Here is a 26,152-nt window from a genome sequence, read left to right on the forward strand (position 1 = left end):
CAAGGAAGAAGTTGATTAATTTGCATCGGCTAGCTTTCTTTCTCGAAAATTCAGGGTGCGCAAGCACCCAGCATGGACGACATGCGTTGATCTAGATCTGCGGCAACGGCTTCAGAGTGGAATATCTGATGCCACACGTAAAGCAATATTTGACGAAGGCGCCATCGCGGAAAGCGAAGTACGGGTAGCTGTCGATCGGCGCGCGTCATGCCGGGCCGTGGCAGGCACGGCATGACCTTTACTGGACCCTGTTCGGGCACGTCAACGGCTAAAATTTGTGCCGAATGCCCACGGCAGCGCCGAACATATTGGTCTTGCCCTGGCCGAGCACATAAACGTCCGAAAAGCCAAGGCTTACCGAGTGAAGGTCCAGTCCGGCGTTCTTGGCATACGCCGTGGTGAGATAGACGTCGGTACGCTTGGACAGGGAGTAGTCAACGATGAACAAGACTTCCCATGGATTGGCTGGGTGCAACGAGCGAGCAGCCGGCGTCACCTTCATGGTGCGCAGGTCCTGGTAGTAATAGCCCAGCGAAACCTTCAGCACCGGGGAAATTGCGTAGTTGCCTCCGATCCACCAGAGGTTGTCGTGCAACGCCACCGAGCCATCCGGAAACTCGTTTCTGCCCCACCGGTATCCCGCCATGATCGTCGCGCGATCGAAGGCATAGTTCACGGCCCCAGCTGCTTTCCTGAACTTGCCAGTAGCGCCGGTGACCGGCGTGATCGTCGGCCTGTATTCGTCGTAGGCAACGGTGGCAGAGAAGCTACCGTTCGCGTAGACCAGCGAGGCGCCATAGCCGATGTCGCGCATGAATCGACCCGGTACTTCGCCTGCCCCGGCGACGCCATTCCCGAAAGACCAATACGCTTCGCCGCTGAAGCTGCCGAATTTCCCGGCATATTTGACCGTATTGTCAGACCGGTAGTTAAGGCCGGTCATGACATCCAGAGGCTCATACTGGTAAGCGTATGCGCCTGGCGAGAAGTTGGCGAGAGCAGTGCCAAGAGGGGTGTACTGGCGTCCGAACGTCAAGGCGCCGAGACTATTGGACAATCCGACGAAAGCCTGGCGGCCAAACAGGCGTCCACCTTGCATGGATTTTCCGTCGTCCAGACTGAAGCCGCTTTCGAGCACGAACAGCGCCTGTACGCCTCCTCCCAGGTCCTCCACGCCGCGCAAGCCCCAGCGTGATGCCGACATCCCCCCACTCTGCAACGCCACGCGGTCATGCCCCGGACCGACGGACACCTGTCCCGTCACCGGATTCACGGTCGGCAGGCCAGGAGCGATGTTGGTGACATACTCGACGTTCGCATCCACGACCCCATAAAGGGTTACGGTGGTTGCCCAGGTATCCGGCGCTGCAGTTCCCAGCGCACTCAGCGCCATCATAGCAAACAGCGATCGCTTCATGTTCAGTGTCTCCCGATTTATTGGATATTGTCAGTTGCTGCGCCACCATCTCACGACCCCCCACTTCGAAAGCACCTTGCAAAGCAAGTGAGGGGAAAGCGTGTCTCTCCATCTGATAATTCAATCGATCTTGTCGGCCATTTCCTCATCAGCCGGCGCAACCGCTCCGGAGGCTTCCGGGGAAGCAGCGGACATCGCTGGCCGTGTGGCGTAGACAAAGCGCCCGAACAACTGACCGAGGGCAGCGATGCTGTCAGGGTCATCCGCCCTCGCGTAGCCCAAGACATAGCGATCGGGTCGGACGAACATCACGTCCGCGCCGACGCTGCGCATGATGTCCTCCAGGACCCCTGCATCGTCACGGATGACCGCCTCAGTGCAGCCCGCCTCGGGCTCCTCGATGAAATCGTCGATCCTGGGAATAATCCTTACCCGCCGATATGGCACACCGGCGCGCTCGAAGATCCGGCCGAACTCGGTCGAGCCCGCGCCTGGCAGCATCAGCATGGCGAATCCGGTCCCGAGGACATCGTCGAGTCGAACGCGTTCGCCGCGATAGAGCTCGACCCATGGCTGGGGCAAAAGCTGACCCGCCGGAACGGAGGCGCGCCTTGCGTGTCCCGCTGAGAAGAATCCACTCCCGAAGCGCGGCTTCGGTTTGAATCGCAGATGAAGGATGTAGTCACGGACAGGACGGTAGGTGCTGACGAGCTTCAGCGTTGCCTGCATCAGGATTGCACTGGCCACGGATGTCGGCTGCATGAACCTCCCGATGCGCATGGCCATTCGGATCAGCGCCCACGCATGTGGGCGACGCTCTTCCTCGTAGCTGTCGAGCAATGGCTCGCCCAGGCGCCCATGAACGACCGCGGCGAGCTTCCACGAGAGGTTTGCCGCATCACGCACGCCGCTGTTCATGCCCTGTCCCGCAAAGGGCGGCGTCAGGTGCGCCGCATCGCCGGCGAGGAACACGCGCCCTCTCTTCCATTGCTCGGCAACCCGCGCGTGAAACGTGTAGACGACCTTTCGCGCGATCGGCAGTGGAGCGTCCCGCGGGTCCCGAGCACGGATCCACTGCCGGATCAGCGGTTCATCCAGGACATCCTCCGCGCTTTCATGGTCGTGCAGCATGAACTCGTAGCGCAGCGTGCCAGTCGGCCCCGGCAACCGGATCGCCGGCCTCGCAGGATCACAGAAGGTCTTGGTATGGCGGAACGGCGAGGTCCGTCCGATCAGGTCGACGATGAGCCACCGTTTGCCGTAGGTCCTGCCGGCAAGGACGATGCCGAGTTGTTCGCGGATGCCGCTTCGCCCGCCATCGCATGCCACCAGCCAATCGCACCGAACCGGCTTGATCTCGCCGGCATGCAACAGTTGCAACCGGACGCCGTCGCCGTAGTCAGTGAAGGAGACTGATTCGTGGTCGAACTTTAGCGAAACATGTTCGAACCGCTTCAGGTTATCCCGCAATTGCGCGACGAGGATCTGCTGGCGGAAGGCGTTCCGCTTCGGAAAGCCGTACTCGCTGGCGTTCGGCTCGACCCGCGCGAACTCCTTTCCGCGCCATGAGTAGTACCAAGTGCCGTAGCCCCTGACCACCTGCTCCAGTACGGATTCGACCACGCCCGCGGCCTGCAGCGTGCGCAGGCTTTCGTCGTCAATGCTGACCGCGCGCGGCTCGTCGACGACGTCTGAGCCACGCTCCACAAGCAGCGTCCGGACTCCATAGGCGCCCAGCAGATTCGCCAACGTCAGTCCGGTCGGGCCGGCTCCGACTATCACCACCGCATAGTGCGGCTCGTTTCGGGGCTGAGATGCTACCGCCCGAGAGGCTGGTGAGCTCATGCTGCGACACTCCTTCCTATCGAGTTGCGCAACGTACCAATCCCTTCGACGCCTACCTCTATGACGTCTCCCGCCTTCATGAAGACTGGTGGCCGACGCTTGTGCCCGACACCGGCAGGCGTGCCAGTCGAAACAATATCGCCGGGGCGCAGCGTAAAGATCGTGGACAGGTAGTGCACGAGGTAACCCGGGTCCCACACCATCTCCCGGAAGTCAGCCTGCTGCATCAGCTGCCCATTGAGTCTCGTAGAAAGCCTCATGTCGCCCGGGCGCGCGATTTCGTCGGCGGTCGTGATCCAGGGTCCGACGGCACTGCTTTTCTCGAAGTTCTTACCGGCAGGCACACTGTGCTTCTGCCAATCGCGAACCGATCCGTCCATGACGATCGTATAGCCGGCGATATGCTCGCAGCCCTGCGACTCCGGAATATCGCGCCCGCCTTTGCCGATGACCAGTGCGATTTCGCCTTCGAAGTCGTATGTGTCCGATATGTGGGGTGCGGCAAGCGTTTCGCCGTGCCCCACAAACGACTCCTGGATCTTGGGGAAGATCGACGGGAAGGGTGACGGCTCGCGTCCGACCTCGCGTTGATGCTCGCCGTACGCCCATCCTATGGCGATTACCCTGGATGCACTGCCCGGCAGCGCGGGCAAGTACCGGATCGCCTCCAGAGGAATTGCCGATGCCGCGGCCTCCTTCACCGCTGCGCATGCTTCTGCAAGCAGATCATCCGTCAGGACGTCGGCCAGGCACTGGCAGCGACCGCCAAAGAACAGACCGAGGTCTATGAATCCATCCTCTGTGATCGCCCCATACCGGGCGACGCCACCTACGCTGACATTGGCCAGACGCATATCGTCTCCTCGCGCTTCCTGCAAGGAAGCTGTCACACAATCGTTAGTCTTCCGTGAAGCGCCTAATCCCTGACGAAATCCCTGATGACCGTCTTGTGCGCGATCTTCCAGGCCCCATCCGTCAAGACGAGCTCGTCCGTATATCGTCCAACCAGATGCGGGCCACTGAAACAGGCAGGCGACGCATCGCACGTGAACTGTTCCCGATACACCGTCACGTAGCTGCGGACCGTGACATGGGCAGCGTCCCGCTGGGTCATGCGAAAGTTGGACAGCACGTGCCGCACACGGACGTCGGCAGGAGCTGCCTTGCCCAGTTCACGAAGACCCGCGATGCCGTTGACCGCGCCATCCGCGCGAAGCCACGTGCCATCCGGATCCAGGTATGCCTCCATGGCTTCGAACTCACGTTGATCGAAGTGGGCCATGAAGCTCACCACGGTGTGTTCGCACGCCAGACGTGTCTTTACGTCGATCGTTTGCGGGTCTTCGAACGCATTTTTCATATATTTTTTTGCAGGTTTATTGAATGAGGCCAGCGGGATAAATGAAGTAGTTTTCCAGAATTTTTCTCAGCTTCTTAGATACGCGACGCCCCAGAAATTACCGGTTTTCTGGCAATGCTCCCATTTTCCGGTTGGCTTGAAGTCCGGCACGACTTCCAGTTCAGCGGAGATCTCCAGCCAGTTGCGGTCCGGATCGCGGATCATGATGAAGAGGTTGTTACCCGGACCGTGGCGCCCGGGCCCCCAGTCCAGCGGGATGTCCAGCGTCCCAAAGTGATCTGCCCAGTCGCGGATCAGAGCCCAGTCACCTGCCTCGTAGCAGTGATGGTCAAAGGATTTCTTCGGCGCCAGGAACACCGCGATGATGTGATGCTCATCGCCGGCGCGCAGGAATGCGGTCCGTACGCGGCCATCGTCGGAGCAAACCACATCACTCGTTCTCAGTCCGACCACTTGTTGGTAGAACGCAAGCGCACGATCGATATCGGTCGTCCCGATGGCGAAATGCTGGAGCCTCGCCTTCATGCCGTCGCCGGTATCCTCACGTATGGCATGGCCGAAAACGAGCCGGTTTCCATCCGGGTCGACAATGGAAAAGGTCTCCTCTCTGAACAGGCTCGGCGGAGCCGCTTCGATCGCCACGCCTTCTCTCGCAAGCCGGGTCCGAAACTCACGCAACGCCTGCAGCGATGGCAGGTTGAGCGCGACGAAGTTCAACGTTCCCTTTGTGCCGGGAACGATCAGTACGCGGCGCTCGCGTCCGGTGCATTCGAACGCATCTCCCTCTCTTGCTTCGACCGAGAGGTGAAGCGCACTCGCATAGAACGATGCCAACGACCCGGGATCGGGACTGCCGATCGAGAGGTGATCGAGGCTTGCCTGCAGATTTCTCATCTCTACATCTCCTGTTTCCTGAAGCATGGAGTTCGCGCGGATTTGTCGTGCAGCGGATTGATTGGACGATACTGAATCAGTATGATTTCTTCTATGCCATGGTTGGTAATTTCGCTATTCCCGGAACCGAATATGACTGAAGCTCAGCGAACCGCTGTCGATCTGCAGCACCTGAAGATTTTTCTGGAATTGTTTCGCCAGCGTAGCGTTTCGCGCACCGCAGAGACACTCGACACGACGCAGCCGCGCATCAGCATCGCGCTTGGGAAGCTGCGCCAGCACTATCGGGACCCGCTGTTCGTCCGCAGCGGTCAGACGATGCAACCCACGGTGCGCGCGATCGAGTTGTCGCGTCCCCTGCTCGAGGCTGTTCGCCTCATCGACCAGTCGGGGGAGACAGTGCCGGAGTTTTCACCGCAAGACGCTTCACGGAAGTTTCGCGTCGCGTTGGCGGACGCGGGCACCTTGGTGACGTTGCCGGGAATCGTCGAGTACCTGCGTCGTCAAGCGCCGCATCTGACGCTTGATATCCGGCCCCTGGACCTTGAAACACCGGAACGCATTGAGCACGGCGACATCGACCTTGCCATAGGCTACATGGGCCAGAGCAAGCGCGGACTGTATCGGCAGGTTCTTTTCAAAGACAAGTTTGTCTGCCTGCTGCGTGTCGATCATCCGCTCGCCGGCGCGGCCATGGAAACCTCAGCGTACGCAACCTCACAACACATCCTCGTCGACGGCAACGGCAGCTCCCTCGCCTTGCTGAGGCGCGCCTTCCGCGATGCACGCATCGCGGTGGAGACAGCGGTGGTAACCCCTAGCTATTTCGGAGTACCGGAGATGCTGGCTGCCACCGACCTGATCGCAACCGTCCCCGAGCGGCTGGCTGCCGTGCTGCTCCGGAACCATCCCCTGACAACCCTTCCGGTACCCATTTGCACGCCGACGTTCAGCATTTCGCAGCATTGGCATCCGCGGTCGCAGCATGACGTGGCGCACGCCTGGCTGCGCAAGAGCATTCTCGAGATGAACAGGTCTTGAAGGAAAGCGCGCGGACTGCCATGCAAGGCAGCCGCGCCTGTCCCGCGCCTGTCCAGGCCGCCAGGCCTGGCTCGATCAGGCGGGGCTCATCCGCTGGCCTTACAGGCCTGGAACGCTTACACCAAAGGTTTGAAGGAGCAGGATAGCGTTCATGAGCAGGACGCCCAGCGCCGAAAAGGCCGCGATGCCCACCACCAGCGGCCGGTTCCGGTATCGGCCCATGATGTCCGTGCGGGACGTGAACCAGACCAGTGCGATCATCGGGAACGGTAGTGCAAGGCTGAGTATCACCTGGCTCGTGACGAGCGCCTCTGTCGCATTCACGCCGAGCGCCACGACGATGAAGCTCGGGACCATCGTGATCGCCCGGCGCAGCCAGACCGGAATTCGAAAGCCGACGAAGCCCTGCATGATGATCTGCCCGGCCATCGTTCCCACCACCGAGCTGGATATCCCCGAGGCGATCAGAGACAACAGAAAAACTCCCGCGGCAGCAATGCCGAGAACGGGTGCAAGAGTGTGGTATGCCGATTCAATGTTGGCAACGTCGGGATGGCCCGCGTGAAAGGCACCGGCCGCCATGATCACCATCGCCATATTGATCACCCCCGCAGCGGTCAAGGCAACCACAACTTCGTAGTTTGAGGCGTCCACCAGCTTCGCACGCTCGGATTCCGAGTTGACGTTGACACGGTTTTGCGTGAGCGCAGAATGCAGGAAGAGCGCGTGTGGCATGACCGTAGCGCCGATAATCCCCACTGCAATGGTCACGGCTTGCGCATCCGGCAGTTCCGGCCTGAAGAGATGCACTGCAACGCCTGCCCATTCAATGGGGACGATGAACAGTTCTGCCACATAGGACAGGCCGATGATGCCGACCAGCGCACCGATGATTACCTCCAACGGCCGATATCCGCTTCGCTCGAAGAGCAAGATTGCGTAGGTCACGATGGCCGTAATGGCCATGCCGGCGAGAAGCGGCAGATTGAAGAGCAGGCTCAACCCGATGGCCCCGCCCAGAAGCTCAGCCAGGTCCGTGGCCATGGCGGCAACTTCGCTGACGACCCATATCAGGTAGACCAGCGGCTTCGGCAAATGGTCGCGGCACAGTTCTGCGAGGTTACGGCCAGTAACAATCCCCAGCTTTGCCGAAAGCGATTGGAACAGCATGGCGATCACATTGGCCAGCAGAACGATCCACAGCAGGGAATACCCATAGCGTGCGCCCGCCTGGATATTTGTAGCGAAATTCCCAGGATCCATGTACGCGACCGATACCACGACTGCGGGACCAAAGAATGGCAACACGCCAGACAATTTGAGCTCGCACCCGCCGGACCGGGCGCTCATCCGAAACATCGGCTCGCCGCCTACCAGGCTGGCGGCCCTTTTGGTTTCAGTTTCATCCATTTTCACCCCTAGATGCATGTCCTTGAATAAGGCTCACAATGGGTTACTGCGATTTCTTTTGCGGAATTTTTTATTTGCATCAGGTGGTGCTCTCTTCGAGCTAGCCATCCCCGCCAGCGCGGGGACGGCCAGCAACCCGACAAAGCCTTTCCGGACGATTTCCAGGCAGGCGTTTATTCAGGCTGGTTCGGCCAGTCGTGCACGAGGTCCGCCCATTTCATGATGCCCACGCCTGGCGCGCCCATCATTCGCGCCTTCTCCTCGGGGTAAGGCTCCCACGTACAGATCTCAAGCTTGTGCCCCTCGGGGCTCATGAAATAGAACGACACCACGTCCACGCCACGGTGCCGGAAGGGACCTGCCACGGGAATCACCTCGCTGAGCCGCTCGAAGTTGCGGGTCAGGTCATCCGCCGACACCTTGAACGCGATGTGCGGCGCGATGTTCGGATCGTCCTTGCGGATGATCATCGAGCCATCGTCGGTCTCGGTGCACTGCATCAGCACGTCGCCGACACGGATGAAGATATGGTGCGAGCGGCCCATCTTTCGGTCCACCTCGTCGAACCCGGCGTAGTAATACGGCTCGCCACCCAGCAGTTCACGAATAAAGCGCTCCATCAGCGCGATATTGCGTGTGGGCAATGCAAAATGATCGATCCGGTTCAATCCGAATGCATTGTCCTTCCGGATATCCCGATGTCCGACCGGGCTATACACGTTCTCCAGCGTTGCTTCTTGTGTCGACATCTTGTCTCTCTCCTTCGGTTAAAGTTCTTCCTCTTCCTGAGGACGGGTCAACGATAGTCAGGTGGCTATATTTCCGCTATATCCCGATCCGTAATCGGACTATTCGAGAAAGCGAATCGAGTGCATCATGGGCATTCTGGTCAGTCAATCTCCAAAGCGCTCGGCCAGGAACTGGCGCATCGCTTCCCACGAACGCAAGTCGGCATTTCTGTGGTATCGGACTCCCGGAATGCCCGCGTGGTCCGCAAAAATATTGGTGAAGCTGTGCTCGGCCCCGCCGTAGATATTGACCTGCCAGTCGACTTCCGCATTTCTCATCTCTTCCTGGAATGCAGTGATCTGCGCGCCGGGAATGAGAGGGTCGTCGCCCCCCGTACAAACAAGAACACCTGACTTGACCTGGCCTGTTTGCGCTGGCGCTGGCGTATCGAGATTGCCGTGAAAGCAAACGACGCCGCGCAGGTCGGCGCCGTCTCGCGCCAATTCGAGCACAGAGATGCCGCCGAGGCAGAATCCAATCGCTGCAAGTCTCGAGCCATCGGCCAGCGGATGCTGCCGAAGCATTTCAAGACCGGCTCTCAACAAGTCGCGGAACTTCCTGTTATCCGATCGGAGTTCGTCAACCAGCGGTAGCGCCTCCGACAGTGCCTTCGGTTGCCTGCGGTCGCCATACAGGTCGACGGCCAGGGCCACGTAGCCCAGCTCGGCGAGCTTGCGCGCACGCTCCTTCGGTTGCTCGCCTAGCCCCCACAGGTCATGAATGACCAGGACCCCCGGCCGCTTTCCCGCCATGCTGTCATTGCAAGCAAAATATCCGCCCCGCTTTCGTCCGCCGTGCGAATAGTCGATCTCTTCGGTATGCATGAACAAGTCCTCAACGTTTCTCAGGTGGTCAAGGTGGCATGGCGGACCGTCGTTGCGACACGGCGGACATGCCATGGATGCTATTGCGTGTCTGCTCACTAACGAATCATCATGCGCAGGGCCTCTGGCGTTCTCATGCCGATTCTTACTCCCTTCGCCGCAGCCACGTCGTTGACGGCGGAAATAACGCCCTCGCTATAGGTGCTCATGCCGTCGCCAATGCGTGCGGACATTGTTGAAACCGCCGCTGCAGCGATCCCCAATGCATTGCTGACAGGCAAGCCACCTATGCCTGTGTTATTTTTCGCCATACCGGCGTCGTTTCCGATCCAGCCCTTCACCTTCCATTTGGCCATGAGGTCCTCGACGACCGCGCCCGAGTGCGCTCCCCACGCGATGACGTCCTTCGAGTAGTCCTGCCCCGGTGGCAGGTTCGTCAGCGCCGATGATGCGAAGATCCTCCCTTCGCCCACGCGGTCCATCTCATAGACCTTCTTGTCGAACGGGATCGCCAATGCATTTGGCTTTCCGGCAGGCGCCTTGAGCAGTAGTGCACCAGCCTCCCTGATGCTCTGCCCCGGCTTCACCCCTAGTTCGCGGGCAAGTCGATTGGCACGAGAGATCGTTCCCAGGGCCATGGAATTGCCGTTTGAAATTGATGCGCTCATGCATGCCACGGCGACCACCGGCATGCCGTGCTCATCGCCGGCGGTCATGGCGCTAACGCCCGCCTCGTCTTTCCCGATACCCGCATCGTGGGCAATGACGGCCTTAACCCCTTTACGCGTGGCATGCGGCAGCGTCGCGGCGCCACAGTAGGAGCCCGCCACGACGACATCGTTGGTCGTGATGCGGTCGTCGTCCATAAACAGCAGCGAATCCATCGATATCAGCCGGCCTTCGGGAGTTGAAAGCACAGTGCCAAGCTTCTTGTAGCCAAGGGCCGCCGGGTCGGGATCGGTACCCATCAACTGAGCCAGGGCGCGGCCCTGGCAGGCCATCGATGTCAGTCCGACGCCGAGTCCACCGTATAGAAAGCTCCTTCTACGCATCACGTCGATCCTCTGGTGTTTGTTTTGATCGAATTCTTGTTATGGGCCAAATGGCGGCCCGCGACGTCTTCCCGCTGATGCCCCAGAGGCATCCTTCTGAGGCAACAGCCGGAGCGTTCACTGGCCGCCGATCACGGCTCCATGCTCCTCATAGAAGCGGACGGCGCCAGGGTGGTAAGTCATCGTGTCGTCGGCGCAGAGCACCTGGGCGCTGATCCGCGAGGTCAGCGGGCTGAACTGTCCCTCCTCGTACATGCCTTCGACCTCCGAAGCATGCTGGACAATCGCCTGGGTCACGAGATAGGCATAGCGCTCGGGCAGGTCACGGCGGCAGTAGAGGCACCAGCCGCTGAAATCCACGCAGGCGACGTCCTCTTCGATGCCACGCATGGCGCCCTTCGGAAGTACGGCCCGCTTTGCCCCATACTTGGTTGCGAGACGATCAAGGACGGGACCGTCGATAGAGAGGAACTGCATGTCAACGGTGTCGGTAATGTCCTTCCACGGCTTGGTCATGATGGCCTCGTCGAAGATCGCGTCGAGTTCGCCGTCGCGGATCTTCTGGACACGGCTCTTTTCCTTGACGTGCACCGCCAGCGCTTCGATCGGTGCACGATCGGAATCGATCACCTTCCCGCCCCAGGATTCGATGTCTGCCAGGCTAAAGCCGTATTCTTCGAGCACCTTGTCTATGATCCAGCCGCCTGGATGATCGAAGCCGCGCGGAGCGATGCCGACGCGCAGCGGGATCTTGCGCTCGAGTATGTCCTCGACGCGCTTGATGCCGAGGTCGCGCCTCACCATCATGGTCGACACGTCCTTGTGCGGCAGTACCGCGAGTGCCACGAGATCGAGTGGATGTCCTGTCTCAAGGCGGTTCTGGGCGAGCATCCCGACGAGCCACGGCGGCGACGACACGCCGACATGGTAGACACCGCGATGGACCAACTCCGGACCTTCGAAGCACATGCGCCCGGCATGGCGCGTGTGTACGGATATGGAAGAGCCAGCCGGAAGCGGGCTGTGGTAGCCATTGAGCGCATGCGCGACCACCGCGCCCAGGCGAAGCCAGTTGAAGCCCGGCATTAGCAGCTTGAGTTCAACCGGGTAGGTATCGTCGAGAATAAGCAAAGTGAGCCCCTTGGATGGAATCGAAATTAGGTATCGCCACGGTCGCGTTTATTCAGGCTGGTTCGGCCAGTCGTGCACGAGGTCCGCCCATTTCATGATGCCCACGCCTGGCGCACCCATCATTCGCGCCTTCTCCTCGGGGTAAGGCTCCCACGTACAGATCTCAAGCTTGTGCCCCTCGGGGCTCATGAAATAGAACGACACCACGTCCACGCCACGGTGCCGGAAGGGACCTGCCACGGGAATCACCTCGCTGAGCCGCTCGAAGTTGCGGGTCAGGTCATCCGCCGACACCTTGAACGCGATGTGCGGCGCGATGTTCGGATCGTCCTTGCGGATGATCATCGAGCCATCGTCGGTCTCGGTGCACTGCATCAGCACGTCGCCGACACGGATGAAGATATGGTGCGAGCGGCCCATCTTTCGGTCCACCTCGTCGAACCCGGCGTAGTAATACGGCTCGCCACCCAGCAGTTCACGAATAAAGCGCTCCATCAGCGCGATATTGCGTGTGGGCAATGCAAAATGATCGATCCGGTTCAATCCGAATGCATTGTCCTTCCGGATATCCCGATGCCCGATCGGGCTATACACGTTCTCCAGTGTTGCTTCTTGTCTCGACATCTTGTCTCTCTCCTTCGGTTAAAGTCTTTTTTATCTGCCGCCCGCGGCGTACCCATCTCCCCACGCAAGCCGATCGCTCCCCGAGTGCGGCGGCCGCTGCAAGATCCGCGGGCCGGGGTCGGGTGCGAATGCCGTCGAGCTTCGATGTCGAGCTTGCTCCGTAGGGCGATCCCGCGACTTCGAAGACGTCGGCGGTATACCCCGGGCACGCCAAGATCATGCCGAGATGGCTCATTGCAACCACCAGCGACAACAGCGTCATTTCCTGACCACCATGAGCCGTGGACGCCGTTGTAAAGGCTGCGCCCACCTTGTTGGCCAATGCCCCGTCGCTCCATATCGGACCTAGCCCGTCGATGAAGCGCTTCATCTCGGCCGACAGTGTTCCCATGCGCGTCGGGCAGCCAAGGATGATCACGTCAGCGTCCAGCACTTCATCCACGGTCACGACCGGATATGCGCATGCTGCGGCAAACTGCTGGCCGAAGCGCCGGTCCGACAGCAGTTCCTGTTCATCCCGTATCTCGGCGACTCGGCGGATGCAGACGCTCGCATGGGATTCGCTCGTTGCACCGTCTGCGACTGCCTGGGCAAGTGACAGCGTATTTCCAGACCACGAGTGAAAAATGACCAGCACGCGGACGGCGGAATCTTCCGAGACCTCGTCAGTTTCCGTTCGTGTAATTCTTTCGATCAACGTCTATCTCAATGGATATTTTCGGCGCAAATAATAAAAAAGAAATCTTACTCGCGAGAATATATTTCAGGTTTCGATCCAGTTCATTATTCCCGTGGCATCAAAATATATCCGGCACACTGATTTGAAACTGAAATTTTTATGCAAGCATAATGACCTTCAAGGTAATAAATTTTCGACATTTCTGCTATTTCATATACCGTATTCGCTTTATTCTCGGATTCGAATGATCAAGGTTCGTCGACGACAAGGCACGCATCTGACGCACTATGCTTGACGCAGCCGCGCCGCGAGAAGCGAGGACCGAAAGATGGTGAAAACGCTTGAGGGTGAAAGATGCAGCGCTGCCCGTAAAGCAGCGATTGGTGATGCTGCCATCGACCTTCGCGATGGCAGCTTGGCCTTATGACAAACATCCCTGGTGAGGCCGCTCGCTGGCGGAAGGGAAACGGATACCGTCGGGCGGGAAAGGATAGTGGTAGCAGCGCAGGCGGAAGTAGCCTGCCTGTTGCGACGAATGTGACCATCCCATCACCGCCTGAACGGTCAACCTGCCCTGTGCGGCGGAAGAACCTGGAGGACCCGCGCGACAAAAACATGGAAATTCTTCATGTACGCGCGCAGAAACTGCTCGGTCGACTTAACGGTAGTGCCCGGCATCAGTAACCAGCCCGGGCGTGAAGTGGACATAGGCATCGGGTCATTCATCAGAGGCGCCCATGGTCGATGCCCTGCGGCGTCTTCTCAAAATGGCACAGGAGATCCCAATGGCGGGAGGCCGTTGGTAGCGCGCCTGCGCGCATTCGAGTTGGCCTCACGACAACTCTGGACCGTGGCTGCAGGGAAGGCATTCATCCGGAATTACTGTTTGCGGGCATCAGACAATGCGTACCAGGATCCTTGCTCGAAGCGGGTTCCTCTCCTAGGCTGCACACACAGCTAGCCCTTGGTGGCACAGGGCGCGTCACACGAACGGCACCCGCTCACCGGGTAGGCGCCAATCATTGTCGGACCATCCTTTTCTCCCTCACCAGGGCGAGAATCAATATGGGCAAGGCTCGATTCCTAATATTCGCGCTAGCCAGCGTGGCTTGCCAGGCCCTGGCTCAAACCCCGACGGCCGCAGCGGAGCCGCACTATAAACTGTTCCGCTATGACGAGGACTATCACTACCTGCAGGATCCGACAAGGCAAGTCGACAGCTGGGATCCCATCAAGTACGTCCCCATTGGCTCCAACAACGCCTACCTGAGCCTGGGCGGCGAGATCCGGGAGCGCTTCGAAAACTACTCAGCGCCGAACTTTGGAGTGCCCGGTCCCTCGCCAGACGGATACTTGCTGCACCGCGTCCTGCTCCATGCCGACTTGCACGCGGGCGACTACTTGCGTGGCTTCGTCCAGTTCGGCAACCATTTGGCGCCAGGCAAGAACATTGCCACACCGCCGTACGAGGACCGTCTGGATCTACAGCAGGCCTTTGTGGATCTACGCCTGCCGGTGGTTGCCGATGCCGCCGCACCTGCGGGCCTGCCAACGCTGCGCGTCGGCAGGCAGGAAATGGCCTACGGCTCCCAGCGGCTAGTCTCGGTACGCGACGCGCCCAACGTCAGGCGCTCGTTCGACGGAGTGCGTCTGGGCGGCACGGCTGGCGACATCAGGCTGGATGTGTTCGCGACGCGCCCGGTGCTATTGAAGGCAGGCAACTTCGACGACCAGCCGAATCATGCGCAGGGCTTCTGGGGGCTTTACACGACCTTCCCGAAGTCCGTCATCCCGGCTTCGGGCGCGGATCTGTACTATCTGGGTTTCGAGAACAGCCGAGCGCTGTTCAGCGTTGGCACCGGGGTGGAGAGGCGGCATTCCGTCGGGACGCGGGTGTTCGGCGCTAGCGGCCGTTGGGACTGGGACTGGGAAGGACTGGTGCAGTTCGGCAGCTTCAGCAGACAAGACCTTTTGGCGTGGGGATTCTCCGGCGACACTGGATACGCCTTTGCGGTGGGCAACTGGAAGGCAAGGACGGGACTAAAGGCCACCATTGGTAGCGGTGACCGTGATCCTCATGATGGCAAGCTCGGCACATATGGCGGACTCTTCCCCAAGCTCGCCTACTTCAATCAGGCTGGACTGCTCGGTGCATCGAACGTGATGGACATCCAGCCTTCATTGACGCTTAAGCCGACAGATCATCTTCGCTTCACTTTATCGTGCGACTTCGTCTGGCGACAGACCACGAGCGACGCTGTCTACACAGCAGCGGCCGTACCCATCGCAGGCACCGCAGGCCGCGCCGGGCGTTTCACGAGCAGCCAACTCGCTCTGGATGTGTTCTGGCAGGTGAATCGGCATCTCGCGATGAATGCCGGCCTCGTGCACGTGGACATCGCCAGGGTGCTAAGCGCGGTCGGTGGCCACAACACTAACTTCACCTACCTGTCTGCAGCCTATACGTTCTGACCGAAACGCAAGTTTGCCACTCTACAGATTCGCAAGCTGGAAGGCCGGAAAACTCAGTGGATGAGTACCAGCCCCGGTGACGTCTGTTAAATGCGGGATGGCGGCGTCCAGGTGATTTCGACGAGGCATGTCTGGAAGGATTGGGGCCAGCGCAAACTCCAAACGCTTGTGAGAGTTTTCGCATCCATTGCTGTTGCACCGTACCGTTCAGTATCCTATCCGCGTGCAACGAAAAACTGGAATTCAACATGCAACTCAAGACCGAGGAAATTGAGGCATACCTGCTGGTGGTGGAGCTAGGGAGCGTCAGTGGTGCCGCGCGCCACATGGCACTGTCGAAGTCCGTTGTCAGCAAACGTATCAGCGACCTGGAGCGCAGCCTTGGGGTGACCTTGCTGCAGCGTTCCACGCGCAGCGTGCAGCCCACCGAAAGCGGCAGGCATTTCTACGAACAGGCCCGTGCTGCGATGGCGCAACTGACGCATGCGGCGGAAAGCATTTCCGAGACATCGCAGCAGCTATGCGGCGAGTTGCGCATCCTTGCGCCGATGAGCTTCGGCACGCTCTGGCTGTCACCGCTGGTCGCCGAGTTTGCCAGCGCCCACCCGCGCCTGCATGTCGTGATGGAACTGGATGACCGCTTGACCGATACCGGCCATGAGCGCTACGACGTTGCCATTCGCATCACCCGTCTGGGCGACAGCGCGCTGATCGCGCGCCGGCTGGCGGTGAGCCGGCGCATCGCATGCTGCAGCCCGGCCTACGCCGCGCGCGCCGGGCTGCCGGCCAGCCTTGCCCACATCTCGCAGCATGCCTGCCTGTCGTACAGCAACGCCGCGCCCGGACAGGTGTGGGCGTTCCGTGGCGCGACCCCGCAGGCCGCGCCGAAGGTCATCGCTCCGCGCGGGGTCTTCACCGCCAACAACGGCGAAGTGCTGCGCGACGCGGCGCTGGCCGGCCATGGCATTGCGGTATTGCCGTTGTTCATTATCTCGGCGGACGTGGCGGCGGGCCGCCTGGTCCAGGTGCTGCCGCAAGAGGTTCCGCTCGACGACGGCATCTTCGCGATCTATCCGCGCAGCAACTTCACCTCGCAGAAAGTGCGGACCCTGGTGCAATTCCTGCAGCGGGCAATGTCACCGCCGCCGTGGGAGGCCCGCGCCGCGGGCGGCAGCCAAGTGCCTGAGTCGGCGCCCCTGCTGCGGCACGGTTGAGCCGCGGGCGTCAGGCGTGCAATGGATACGGCTTGTCGGGATCCACTCCGTACTTGCCGAGGGCCTGCCCTACCAGCGCGGCATCGACGACGCCGTCATCCGCCAGCGCCTTGAGCGCGGTCATCACAATCCAGTAGCGGTCCACTTCGAAGAAATGCCGCAGCTGTTCACGCGTATCGGAGCGGCCATAGCCGTCTGTGCCCAGCACGGCGTAGCGCCGCGGCACGAACGGGCGGATCTGCTCGGCCAGCGCGCGTACGTAGTCGGTAGCGGCGATCACCGGACCCTGCATCGGCGCCAGGCATTGCTCCACGTGCGAGCGCCGCGCCTTGTCGCCAGGGTGTAGCAGGTTCCAGCGCACCACCGCGTTGCCTTCGCGCGCGAGCTCGGTAAAGCTGGGGCAGCCCCACAGATCGGCCTGCACGCCCCAGTCCTCCTCCAGTAGCTGCGCTGCGGCGATGACCTCGCGGAAGATGGTGCCGGCGCCGAGCAGCTGTACGCGAGGCTCGCCGCCTGCGCCCTCCTTGCCGCGCCGGAACAGGTACATCCCCTTCAGGATGTCCGCTTCGGCGCCCTCAGGCATGGCCGGGTGCTCGTAGTTTTCATTCATGACCGTGAGGTAGTAATACACATCCTCCTGCTCCTGCACCATGCGGCGCAGGCCGTCCTGGATGATCACGGCGAGCTCGTAGGCAAAGGTCGGGTCATAGCTGATGCAGTTGGGGATGGTGCCGCCCCATACCAGGCTGTGGCCGTCCTCGTGCTGCAGCCCTTCCCCATTGAGCGTGGTGCGCCCGGCGGTGCCGCCCAGGAGGAAGCCGCGCGCACGCTGGTCTCCTGCCGCCCAGGCAAGGTCGCCGAAGCGCTGGAAGCCGAAAATCGAATAGAAGATGAAGAACGGGATCATCGGCTCGCCGTGCGTCGAGTATGAGGTGGCGGCAGCGATCCAGTCGGCCATGGCGCCGGCCTCGTTGATCCCTTCCTGCAGGATCTGGCCGTCCTTCGACTCCTTGTAGAAGCTGAGCTGCGACGCATCCTGCGGCGTGTAGGTCTGCCCCTGCTGCGACCAGATGCCGATCTGCCTGAACAGGCCCTCCATGCCGAAGGTGCGCGACTCGTCCGAAACGATGGGCACGATGCGCCGGCCCAGCGTCTTGTCGCGCAGCAGCGTATTGAGGATGCGCACGAAGCTCATCGCGGTGGAGAACTCGCGGCCCTCCCCGCTGGCCCTGAGCTGGGCCTCGAAGGCAGACAGCTCTGGCACCGGCAACGACGGCCCGCGGCGGCGCCGTGCCGGCAGGTAGCCGCCCAGGGCCTGGCGCCGCTCATGCAGGTAAGCATGCTCGCGCGATCCTTCCTCGAAGCTGAGGTAAGGCAACTCGTCGAGTTGCTGGTCGGACAACGGCAGGCGGAAGCGGTCGCGGAAGTGCGCCAGCGCCTCCACCCGCATGCTCTTCTGCTGGTGGGTGATGTTCTGCGCCTCGCCGGCCTCGCCCATGCCATAGCCCTTGATGGTCTTGGCCAGGATCACGGTAGGCTGGCCGCGGTGCTCGCTCGCGGCCTGGTAGGCGGCGTAGACCTTGTGCGGATCGTGGCCGCCGCGGTTCAGGGCCCAGATGTCATCGTCGGACCAGTCCGCCACCAGGGCCTTGAGCTCGGGAGTGTTGAAAAAATGCTCGCGCACGTAGGCACCGTCCTTCGACTTGAAGGTCTGGTAGTCGCCGTCGACGCATTCCATCATGCGCCGCGCGAGGATGCCGGCCTTGTCCCGCGCCAGCAGCGCATCCCACTTGCTGCCCCACACCACCTTGACCACGTTCCAGCCGGCACCGCGGAACTCGGATTCCAGTTCCTGGATGATCTTGCCGTTGCCACGCACCGGGCCATCCAGCCGCTGCAGGTTGCAGTTGATGACGAAGACCAGGTTGTCAAGTTGCTCGCGCCCGGCCATGCCCAGCGCGCCGCGCGACTCGGGCTCGTCCATCTCGCCGTCGCCACAGAACACCCACACCTTGCGGCCGTGATGCTGGCCGAAGCCGCGGTCCTGCAGGTATTTCATGAAGCGCGCCTGGTAGATGCCCATGATCGGCCCCAGGCCCATCGACACGGTCGGGAACTGCCAGAAATCCGGCATCAGCCAGGGGTGCGGGTAGGAGGAGATGCCGTTGCCGCCCACCTCCTGGCGAAAGTTGTCCATCTGCTCTGCCGTCAGCCGCCCCTCCAGGAAGGCGCGCGCGTAGAAGCCCGGCGCGGAATGGCCCTGAAAGAACACCAGGTCGCCGCCATGCCGCGCCGACGGCGCATGCCAGAAATGATTGAAGCCAACTTCATACAGCGTGGCGGCGGAGGCGAAGCTGGCGATATGGCCGCCGACATTGGTATCGCGCGCCGCGCGCAACACCAGCGCGATCGCGTTCCAGCGGATATAGGAGCGGATGCGGTGCTCCAGCTCGTGGTCGCCGGGGCTGCGCGCCTGCATCTCCACCGGGATGGTGTTGAGGTAGGCGGTATTCGCACTGAACGGCAGGCAGATGCCGGCACCGTGCGCCCGTTCGATCAGCCGCTCGATCAGGTAATGCGCCCGCTCCGGACCCTCGTACGCGATGACGGAGTCAAATGCATCCAGCCATTCGGCGGTTTCCTCGGTGTCGATGTCATCGTTGCGGGACGGGGCTGGGTGGGCTTGCGCCATATTCGTGCTCCTCGGATGCGTCAGTCAGGCAAGGCGCCCCGCAGCCGCTGCACGCGCCACGGGACCAGCCTGCAAGGCTAGCATCGGGCACTCCTTACGATAAGACTGCAAGCGGCGAACACCGTGTTTCCCCGAGGGAAACACCATCGCGTCCGTTCAGTCGGGATCGCGGTTGTCTACCCGCAGCATGAATGGATGAATCTGCACCTCTTTCGACACGGCGGCCTGCTGGAAGGGATCTCCCCTGGTGAAGTCGATGACCTGCCGCTTGTCCTGCGCACGCACGAGGAACATGCTGCCGATCATGCGGTCGCCGTCATCGGACATCAACGGCCCGCACATGACGCACCGGACCTTTGCGGCAGCCAGGTAGGCGCGATGTGCGTCGTAACTATCGAGCCGGCGCTGCTGCGCATCGGCGTGGTCAAGGCAATGAATGATGAATTCCATATCAACATATCTATTGAAATGCCTGGCCTGGGACAGCAAAAGCAGCAGGGCGCCAATGGCGCGGGCAAGACCGCGCTTGTGCGCACGCTGTCGGGGCTGGACGGGGTGGAAATCGGCCATGTGCCGGGGCATCGCCGCTTCGAGCATGGCATTGCCGTAGTGCTGGAGAACCGCAACCTGTTCGGCGAGCTGTTGGTGCGCGACAACCTGCGGCTGGCCGAGCAAGCCGGCAGGCGTGCGCGCGGCGGCGCAATGCGCTTCACGCATGACGAAGTCTGCGAACTGTGTGCGGCCCATGGCGGGCAGCATCGTCAAGGCCACGGCCACCGCCTCGCCCGGTCCGACCTCCATGTCGATGTCATGCATCACGGGCACCGGGCTGTAGCTAGCATACAGGCCTTTCACTTTCAGCATGGTCAGACTCCCATATAGGCTTCGCGCACGCGCGGATCCGCCTGCACGGCTTGCAGCGTGCCGCTGGCAATGATTTCCCCGTAATACAGCACGTGGGCGGTGCCGCAGATCGTCATCAGCCCCATGTCGTGCGACACCAGCAGGATGGTCATGCCTTCGCCGTTCAGGCGCAGGATCCACGCGCGCAGCAGTTCGATTTCCTCGCTGTTCAGCCCCGAGGACGGTTCATCCAGCAGCAGCAGGTGGGGTTCGCCGATGCAGGCGCGCGCCAGTTCCACGATGCGCCGCTGGCCCGCCGGCAGCGTGCCGGCGCGGTGCTGCAGCAGGCCTTCCAGACCGAACTTCCTCGCGCATCCCAGCGCGGCCTCCTGCATCGACTGCAGCTCGCGGCGCGACAGCGGCGAGCGCAGCATCGCATGCACCACGCCCGAGCGCGTGGCCTTGTGGCAGCCGGCCATCAGGTTTTCCAGCACCGTCATGTGCTCGAACACCTGCGGCGTCTGGAACGTGCGCACCAGTCCGGCGCGGCTGCGCTGCTGCACGCTGTCCGCGGTAATGTCGCGCCCCGCCAGCAGCACCTTGCCGCCCTTGGGTCGCAGAAAGCCGGAGATGATGTTGAAGCAGGTGGTCTTGCCACTGCCGTTGGGGCCGATCAGACCGATGATGCCGGCGGCCGGCACATCGAACGCAACATTGCGCAGCACGTCAAGGCCGCCAAAGCTGTGCGCGACCCTTCGACCCGCAGCACTGGTGCCGAATTCAGCGATGGCGGATTTCATTGGACCTCCTTCAATGCGGGGTTGTGCGTCCGGCCGAAGCTGCGGCGATGCATGCGGCCAACCATGTCCGCGAGCCCACCCATGATCCCGCCCGGCATCAGCGTGACCACCAGCACCAGCACCGCGCCAAACAGCACCTGGTGGAAATCCCCCAATCCGCTCAGCAACTCCGGCACCAGCGACACAAACAATGCGCCGATCACCACGCCGTAGGTGGAGCGCGCGCCTGCCACCACCGGCACCAGCAGGAACACGATCGAGCGCTCCACCGCAAAGCTCTGCACGCTGACGAACGACACATAGTGCGCAAACAGGCTTCCCGCCAGCGAGCCGAGCATGGCCGACAGCACGAACATCGCGGTCTTCAGCCCGTGCATGTCGATGCCGAGCACCTGCGCTGCCGGCGCCGCGTCGCGGGCTGTGCGACCGCTTCCTGGAAAAGACCGAGAAGGGCGTGGATGTGTCGCGCTGCGATGCGGTGCAGGGGCTCGGCAAGATCGCGCACAGTTTTCTGCAGTCGCTGCTGGAGGAACGCCACCTGGCGTTCCTGCGGCTGATCTTCGCGGAGTCGCGGCGCTTCCCCGCGCTGGGGAACGCCTGGTATACGCGCGGCGCGGCCCGGCGGCGACCTGCGCCTATGTTGCGGCCTTCCTTGGCAGCCAGCAGGCGAGAGGCACGCGGCTCTCGGCAAGCCCTGAGGTCAGTGCCAGGCTGTTCCACGGCATGGTGCTGGCCAGCGTCCTGCACCGTGCGCTAGCTACCGGCGTCCGTCCGGACGACGCCGAGATCGATGCGCTGGTCCGCGACGCGATCGCGGTGATCGTGCCGGCCATTGATGCCGGCACGTCCTCAAAAGCGCGTCAGAAGCGATAGCGGATGTAGCCCATGCTGAAGTTGACGCCCGGATTCGGCTCCTGAATGCCGGCGTTGGACAGGTGCTGGAAGCGATAGCCGATGGTCAGGCGCTGCGCCTTGCCGAAGGCAACCCCAACGCCGACCATGTCGGAGAACTGGAACGCCGACCCCATGCGGTGGCCGCCGGCGATCTCGGTGTGGCTGAGCACGCGCAAACCCACTGACGCCTCGATAAACGGCGTGGCAAATTCCGCGGCATAACCCAGGCGAAAGATTGGCGAGATGCCGTACTCCATCAGCTGGCCGGACGGCCGGCCAGACAATGCGCGCCAGTTCGCGACATTGACCTCGCCATCCAGCGAGAGCGTGAAGCGGCTGGACAGCTGCCATTGCACGATGTCGTCCCAGCGCGCGGCGATTTCATACTTTTCCACGCCGTGGCCGTTATCGCGGCCATAGCCGCCCTGCATGGAGAACGCTGACGCGCCCGCCGCAACCGGCAATGCGCAAAGACCTGCCGCGAGCGGCAGCATCGCGGCGGCCCGGTTCCGGGCGCGGAAGGTGGTTGGTTTCTTTACTGACATCGTTAGGCTCCGGCAGCGTCCGCGAATCGACGCAGCACCGCCGTTTTCTCTTGTTATGACCGCGACCGAAGATATCAGCGGCACGATTTTCCGGAAGCCTGCCTGGCACAAACACAGCGTTCCAATGCCGGAACAATAGCGAGCGAGATTGCGCTCCAATGCAAATCGACCGCAAGGCGGCAGCCTTGCGGTCGATTCCTGAGGGAACGCACTGGCGTGCAGCCCCGTACCCCAGCGTCCCGGCTTCAGCGCCGCTGCGGCTTGAGGTGCATGCCAGTCACGTCAGGCGCAACCAGGCGGGTACCGACATCCCCCGCAACGTCGCCAAAGCGGCTGGCGCCGCCGTTCCAGTCGCGCGTGGCAGCTTCGATCTCGGCCGTGCTGCGTGCCACGAAGTTCCACCAGAGCACGATCTCCTCTTCAAACGGCATTCCGCCGATCAACAGCAGGTCGGCTGGCCCATCGCTGCGCACGGCAATCTGCCGCCGCCCGGTGCCGAGGTAGAGCAGCGTGCCGGGATCCAGCACCTCTCCCTCCACGGCCGCCTTGCCGCTGAGCGTAAGCACCGCGTATTCAAACGCAGGCTCGGCAGCAATGATCGTGCTGGCGGCCTGTCCGGTTGCAAGGTCCATCCCGACCAGCGGCGAATGCACCGCCACTGGCGAGGTCTGGCCGAACGCCGTTCCAGCCAAGACCGTGATGCCAAACCCGCCCGACACCACGCGCGGCAGATCAGGATAGTTCTGGAATGCCGGCGCCATGTGCCGCTTGCCGTCCGGCAGTGCAATCCAGAGCTGGGCGGCGTGCAGGCGGCCGCCGGTGCCGATGGAATGTTCCGCATGGGCAATGCCATTGCCCGCCGTCATCAGGTTGACCTGCCCCGGTCTGACCACCTGCTCATAGCCAAGGCTGTCGCGGTGCAGCACTTCGCCCTCGATCATCCAGGTAAAGGTCTGCAGACCGATATGCGGATGCGGCCCGACGTTCAAGCCGCGCCCGTCGGGAAAGTCGATCGGCCCCGCGTGGTCAAGGAAACACCAGGCGCCAACCATGCGCCGCTGCCGGTTGGGCAAGGCACGGTGGATGATCAGGCCTTCGCCAACCTCTGCCGGCCGCGTCGGGATACGTTCCAGCACCGGCTGGCCGTGGCATGGTTCACAGTCGCGCGATGTTGAAGGCGTGGCTTGTGCCGTGGTGTTGCTCATGATCGACTCCTTGCTGCCAAGCGGCGCGGTGGTGTGGAGACTGACCAGACTATCGGCGCCCCGGTGCAAGCGCTAGGCGCCCATGCCCGAACACCATGTTCGTCCGGCGAGAACGCTCGCCAGCATTTTCCTGAATTATGATCACGCCGTAACAGAAGCCACAGAAGACCATACTCACGCCATCGTGTCCATGCGGCGCCATTCCACCGCACACTCGCTGCGCACCGCCCCCTGGCGGGTCCTGCGCTTGCGCCCATGACCGGCGCAGCCAATGCCGTCTCTGGCGGCGCAGGGCTGGCCGGCGCGGCCCGCACCTGGTGGCAAGCGGACCGTGGCCGCCTGCTGCATGCGGCAAAGACAGTCATCGCCGTGCTGATGGCAACGTGGCTATCGATGCGGCTGGAACTGGCGTCGCCGCGCACAGCAATGGTGTCGGTGGTGATCCTGATGATGCACCAGCAAAGCGGCATGGTGCTGGCGCGGGGCTTCTACCGTGCCGTCGGCATGCTGGTAGGCAGCGTGGCCGCACTTCTGTTGTTCTTTTCGTTCCCGCAGGAGCGCGTGATGTTCCTGCTGGGCCTGTCCCTGTGGATCGGCCTGTGCGTGTGCGGCGCGGCATATTTCCGCAACTACCAGTCTTATGGCTTCGTGCTCTCGGGCTATGCCGCCTGCATTGCGGCGGTGCCGTCGATCTCAAACCCGTACGCCATCTTCGACAACGTCGTGATCAGCCTGAGCGAGGTCTCGGTGGGCATTGCGTGTGCCGGCATGGTGAGCGGCCTGCTGTTTCCGCAGCGCGTGGCACCGATGCTGCTGGCCGCCGGGCAACAGCACATCGCCACCTTCGCCGGCTTCATCCGCACCGCGCTGCAGGGCAGCGAGACCGCCGCGGGCCTTGGCGCGCTGCACCTGCGCCTGGCCGGCGAGCGCGCACAGCTGGAAAGCCTGCGCAGCGCAGCGGTGTTCGAGGATCCGGAAATGCGCGCCAATAACGCGCTGATGCTGCGCTTGAACCACGATTTCCTCGAGGCACTGGCGCGCTTCCATACCATCCACCAGCTCAGGTCGCGCATGGCCAAGGCAGCCGATCGCCGTGCGGGCGACGCACTGGACGCCCTGTTCGGACGTCTTGCCGCGCTGCTGCCCGCCACAGCGGGGCGCACGCGGCTGGAACTGGTGGAAATCGCCGCACTGCACCAGGGCATGCTCGGCCTCGATGCGGCCCTGCCCGCTTACATCGCGGCGGCAAGCGCCACCCTGGCCGATGCGCCGCCACTGGCGGCCGACCGCTTTGCCGCCGGCGCCACCGCGCTGCGTGAAGCCGTAGCCGATTTGCTGTCATACACTGGCAACTTCCTTGCGCTGCGGGCCCCCGGCATGGCGGCGACGCCGGCGACGCGCGTGCAGCCCCGCGGGCGCGCCAACCCGGCCAACCGGGCCTTTGCCATCGCCTCGGGCACGCGCGCCATGGTTGCGGTGCTGGCCAGCGCGTGGCTGTGGATCACCTCGGGGTGGGCCGGTGGCAGTTCCGGCGTGATCGCAACCACGATCGCCATCTCGCTGTACTCGATCATGCCCCAGCCCATTGCCATTGCGCGGCAGATGCTGATCGGCTGCGCAATGGCGTGGATGGCGGGCCTAGTATTCAACTTCTTCCTGTTGCCGCATCTCGATGGCTTCCTGCTGCTGGCCGTGGCGCTGGCGCCGTTCATTGCGATCGGCAGCTATCTCGGCACCTTCCCGCCGACCGCGGCGATCGGACTAGGCTTCGGCATCTATTTCTGCTTTCTCGGCAACCTCAGCAATCCGATGGTCTTCAATCCAGCCGGCTACCTCGATGCCGGCATCGCCACACTGACCGGTATCGCCATCGCCTCGCTGGCCTTTGCTACCATCGTGCCGCAGGGTGGCCACTGGCTGGCCGAGCAGTATCTGAAGCAGTTGCGCGAACTGGTAGCGAGCGACATCTGCCGTACCCCGCTCACGGGACTGCGACTGTACTTCGAAACCCATATCCGCGACTTTATCCAGTTTGCCGGCTCGCGCCCGCCGGCCGGGCGTGCCGGCCAGGCAGAGCTGCTCGGTTGGGCTTTTGCCGCGCTTGAGATCGGGGTGGGCACGATCGCCCTACGCGAGGTCACGGCCCGCAGCGTGCTGCCCATGGCATGGGAGCGCCACCAGGCGGATCTGCTGGCGGCCCTGTCCGCGCTGTTCCGCACGCCGTCGCCGACCACCTTCGGTGCCGCAATGCAAGCCCTGGAACAAACCATCGCGTGGACCGGCCGCAATGCCTCCCCTGCGGCCAGCGAGGCGCGCGCCATCCTGCATGCCATGCGACTGTCACTGCTTGACGATGCCTTGCCGCTGGTTGGCGTTGCCAGCACCGACGACACAGGTGGACCCGATGCGGGCTAGGGCAAC

The 26,152-nt window shown here is 62.3% G+C and carries 22 protein-coding genes and 2 pseudogenes; 6 read left to right on the top strand and 18 right to left on the bottom strand.

The window, feature by feature from the left end:
* Nucleotides 1-268 precede the first annotated feature (268 nt).
* The 5 genes from ACAD63_RS33400 to ACAD63_RS33420 all read right to left on the bottom strand — a co-directional run bounded on the left by ACAD63_RS33400 (nucleotide 269) and on the right by ACAD63_RS33420 (nucleotide 5,516).
* On the bottom strand, nucleotides 269-1,417 hold the full coding sequence (locus ACAD63_RS33400; protein WP_434034993.1) for a porin: 1,149 nt from the start codon (nucleotides 1,415-1,417) through the stop codon (nucleotides 269-271).
* Between the two features lie 120 nt (nucleotides 1,418-1,537).
* Nucleotides 1,538-3,262, bottom strand: coding sequence for a bifunctional 3-(3-hydroxy-phenyl)propionate/3-hydroxycinnamic acid hydroxylase (locus ACAD63_RS33405; protein WP_434034994.1), 1,725 nt, complete (start codon nucleotides 3,260-3,262; stop codon nucleotides 1,538-1,540).
* Nucleotides 3,259-4,116, bottom strand: coding sequence for a fumarylacetoacetate hydrolase family protein (locus ACAD63_RS33410; RefSeq protein ID WP_434034995.1), 858 nt, complete (start codon nucleotides 4,114-4,116; stop codon nucleotides 3,259-3,261). The genes ACAD63_RS33405 and ACAD63_RS33410 overlap by 4 nt, the downstream gene beginning before the upstream one ends.
* Before the next feature lie 62 nt (nucleotides 4,117-4,178).
* Complete coding sequence (locus tag ACAD63_RS33415) at nucleotides 4,179-4,622, bottom strand: nuclear transport factor 2 family protein (protein WP_434034996.1); 444 nt, start codon at nucleotides 4,620-4,622, stop codon at nucleotides 4,179-4,181.
* Nucleotides 4,623-4,688: 66 nt separating this feature from the next.
* On the bottom strand, nucleotides 4,689-5,516 hold the full coding sequence (locus ACAD63_RS33420; RefSeq protein WP_434034997.1) for a VOC family protein: 828 nt from the start codon (nucleotides 5,514-5,516) through the stop codon (nucleotides 4,689-4,691).
* A gap of 132 nt (nucleotides 5,517-5,648) precedes the next feature.
* Between ACAD63_RS33420 and ACAD63_RS33425 the strand changes: the two genes are divergently transcribed.
* Nucleotides 5,649-6,557: a LysR family transcriptional regulator gene (locus tag ACAD63_RS33425; RefSeq protein ID WP_434034998.1), complete on the top strand. Its 909-nt coding sequence runs from the start codon at nucleotides 5,649-5,651 to the stop codon at nucleotides 6,555-6,557.
* Between the two features lie 99 nt (nucleotides 6,558-6,656).
* On the opposite strand, the gene ACAD63_RS33430 is transcribed toward ACAD63_RS33425, so the two are convergent.
* The 7 genes from ACAD63_RS33430 to wrbA all read right to left on the bottom strand — a co-directional run bounded on the left by ACAD63_RS33430 (nucleotide 6,657) and on the right by wrbA (nucleotide 13,084).
* Nucleotides 6,657-7,916: an Nramp family divalent metal transporter gene (locus tag ACAD63_RS33430; RefSeq protein WP_434035075.1), complete on the bottom strand. Its 1,260-nt coding sequence runs from the start codon at nucleotides 7,914-7,916 to the stop codon at nucleotides 6,657-6,659.
* A gap of 224 nt (nucleotides 7,917-8,140) precedes the next feature.
* Nucleotides 8,141-8,716 (bottom strand): VOC family protein, encoded by a 576-nt coding sequence (locus tag ACAD63_RS33435; RefSeq protein WP_434034999.1) that lies wholly within the window; start codon nucleotides 8,714-8,716, stop codon nucleotides 8,141-8,143.
* Between the two features lie 144 nt (nucleotides 8,717-8,860).
* A complete protein-coding gene (locus ACAD63_RS33440; protein ID WP_434035000.1) occupies nucleotides 8,861-9,580 on the bottom strand; it encodes a dienelactone hydrolase family protein in 720 nt (239 codons plus the stop codon).
* Between the two features lie 98 nt (nucleotides 9,581-9,678).
* The gene (locus tag ACAD63_RS33445; RefSeq protein ID WP_434035001.1) at nucleotides 9,679-10,548 is read right to left on the bottom strand and encodes a hypothetical protein; all 870 of its coding nucleotides are present in this window, start codon (nucleotides 10,546-10,548) and stop codon (nucleotides 9,679-9,681) included.
* A 201-nt stretch (nucleotides 10,549-10,749) separates the two neighbouring features.
* The gene (locus ACAD63_RS33450) at nucleotides 10,750-11,763 is read right to left on the bottom strand and encodes a TAXI family TRAP transporter solute-binding subunit (protein WP_434035002.1); all 1,014 of its coding nucleotides are present in this window, start codon (nucleotides 11,761-11,763) and stop codon (nucleotides 10,750-10,752) included.
* 48 nt (nucleotides 11,764-11,811) lie between these two features.
* Nucleotides 11,812-12,387, bottom strand: coding sequence for a VOC family protein (locus tag ACAD63_RS33455; RefSeq protein ID WP_434035003.1), 576 nt, complete (start codon nucleotides 12,385-12,387; stop codon nucleotides 11,812-11,814).
* Nucleotides 12,350-13,084 (bottom strand): NAD(P)H:quinone oxidoreductase, encoded by a 735-nt coding sequence (gene wrbA / locus ACAD63_RS33460; protein WP_434035004.1) that lies wholly within the window; start codon nucleotides 13,082-13,084, stop codon nucleotides 12,350-12,352. The genes ACAD63_RS33455 and wrbA overlap by 38 nt, the downstream gene beginning before the upstream one ends.
* 1,047 nt (nucleotides 13,085-14,131) lie before the next feature.
* On the opposite strand from wrbA, the gene ACAD63_RS33465 reads away from it, so the two are divergent.
* Both ACAD63_RS33465 and ACAD63_RS33470 read left to right on the top strand, forming a co-directional pair.
* Nucleotides 14,132-15,538, top strand: coding sequence for an alginate export family protein (locus ACAD63_RS33465; protein WP_434035005.1), 1,407 nt, complete (start codon nucleotides 14,132-14,134; stop codon nucleotides 15,536-15,538).
* A 248-nt stretch (nucleotides 15,539-15,786) separates the two neighbouring features.
* Complete coding sequence (locus ACAD63_RS33470; protein WP_434035006.1) at nucleotides 15,787-16,752, top strand: LysR family transcriptional regulator; 966 nt, start codon at nucleotides 15,787-15,789, stop codon at nucleotides 16,750-16,752.
* A gap of 10 nt (nucleotides 16,753-16,762) precedes the next feature.
* On the opposite strand, the gene aceE is transcribed toward ACAD63_RS33470, so the two are convergent.
* The 4 genes and pseudogenes from aceE to ACAD63_RS33490 all read right to left on the bottom strand — a co-directional run.
* Nucleotides 16,763-19,444 (bottom strand): pyruvate dehydrogenase (acetyl-transferring), homodimeric type, encoded by a 2,682-nt coding sequence (aceE, locus tag ACAD63_RS33475; protein ID WP_434035007.1) that lies wholly within the window; start codon nucleotides 19,442-19,444, stop codon nucleotides 16,763-16,765.
* 156 nt (nucleotides 19,445-19,600) lie between these two features.
* On the bottom strand, nucleotides 19,601-20,308 hold the full coding sequence (locus ACAD63_RS33480; protein ID WP_434035008.1) for a YciI family protein: 708 nt from the start codon (nucleotides 20,306-20,308) through the stop codon (nucleotides 19,601-19,603).
* A gap of 2 nt (nucleotides 20,309-20,310) precedes the next feature.
* The gene (locus tag ACAD63_RS33485) at nucleotides 20,311-21,087 is read right to left on the bottom strand and encodes an ABC transporter ATP-binding protein (protein ID WP_434035009.1); all 777 of its coding nucleotides are present in this window, start codon (nucleotides 21,085-21,087) and stop codon (nucleotides 20,311-20,313) included.
* Nucleotides 21,084-21,482: pseudogene (locus ACAD63_RS33490) on the bottom strand (branched-chain amino acid ABC transporter permease); the annotation flags it as partial. The pseudogene ACAD63_RS33490 and the gene ACAD63_RS33485, both read right to left, overlap by 4 nt.
* Nucleotides 21,483-21,565: 83 nt before the next feature.
* On the opposite strand from ACAD63_RS33490, the pseudogene ACAD63_RS33495 reads away from it, so the two are divergent.
* Nucleotides 21,566-21,631: pseudogene (locus ACAD63_RS33495) on the top strand (TetR/AcrR family transcriptional regulator); the annotation flags it as partial.
* 53 nt (nucleotides 21,632-21,684) lie between these two features.
* Nucleotides 21,685-21,960 carry a TetR/AcrR family transcriptional regulator C-terminal domain-containing protein gene (locus ACAD63_RS33500; RefSeq protein ID WP_434035076.1) on the top strand — a complete coding sequence of 92 codons (276 nt, stop codon included), beginning with the start codon at nucleotides 21,685-21,687 and terminating at the stop codon, nucleotides 21,958-21,960.
* Here the strand turns inward: ACAD63_RS33500 and ACAD63_RS33505 are convergent.
* Both ACAD63_RS33505 and ACAD63_RS33510 read right to left on the bottom strand, forming a co-directional pair.
* Nucleotides 21,948-22,685 (bottom strand): acyloxyacyl hydrolase, encoded by a 738-nt coding sequence (locus ACAD63_RS33505; RefSeq protein ID WP_434035010.1) that lies wholly within the window; start codon nucleotides 22,683-22,685, stop codon nucleotides 21,948-21,950. The two genes, ACAD63_RS33500 and ACAD63_RS33505, sit on opposite strands and share 13 nt — an antisense overlap.
* Nucleotides 22,686-22,771: 86 nt before the next feature.
* Complete coding sequence (locus tag ACAD63_RS33510) at nucleotides 22,772-23,731, bottom strand: pirin family protein (RefSeq protein ID WP_434035011.1); 960 nt, start codon at nucleotides 23,729-23,731, stop codon at nucleotides 22,772-22,774.
* A 255-nt stretch (nucleotides 23,732-23,986) separates the two neighbouring features.
* Here ACAD63_RS33510 and ACAD63_RS33515 point away from each other — a divergent pair, with 255 nt between their 5' ends.
* On the top strand, nucleotides 23,987-26,146 hold the full coding sequence (locus ACAD63_RS33515) for an FUSC family protein (RefSeq protein WP_434035012.1): 2,160 nt from the start codon (nucleotides 23,987-23,989) through the stop codon (nucleotides 26,144-26,146).
* Nucleotides 26,147-26,152 lie beyond the last annotated feature (6 nt).

Origin of the sequence: Cupriavidus sp. a3 (genome assembly GCF_051015765.1) — a bacterium.
GTDB lineage: Bacteria > Pseudomonadota > Gammaproteobacteria > Burkholderiales > Burkholderiaceae > Cupriavidus > Cupriavidus oxalaticus_A.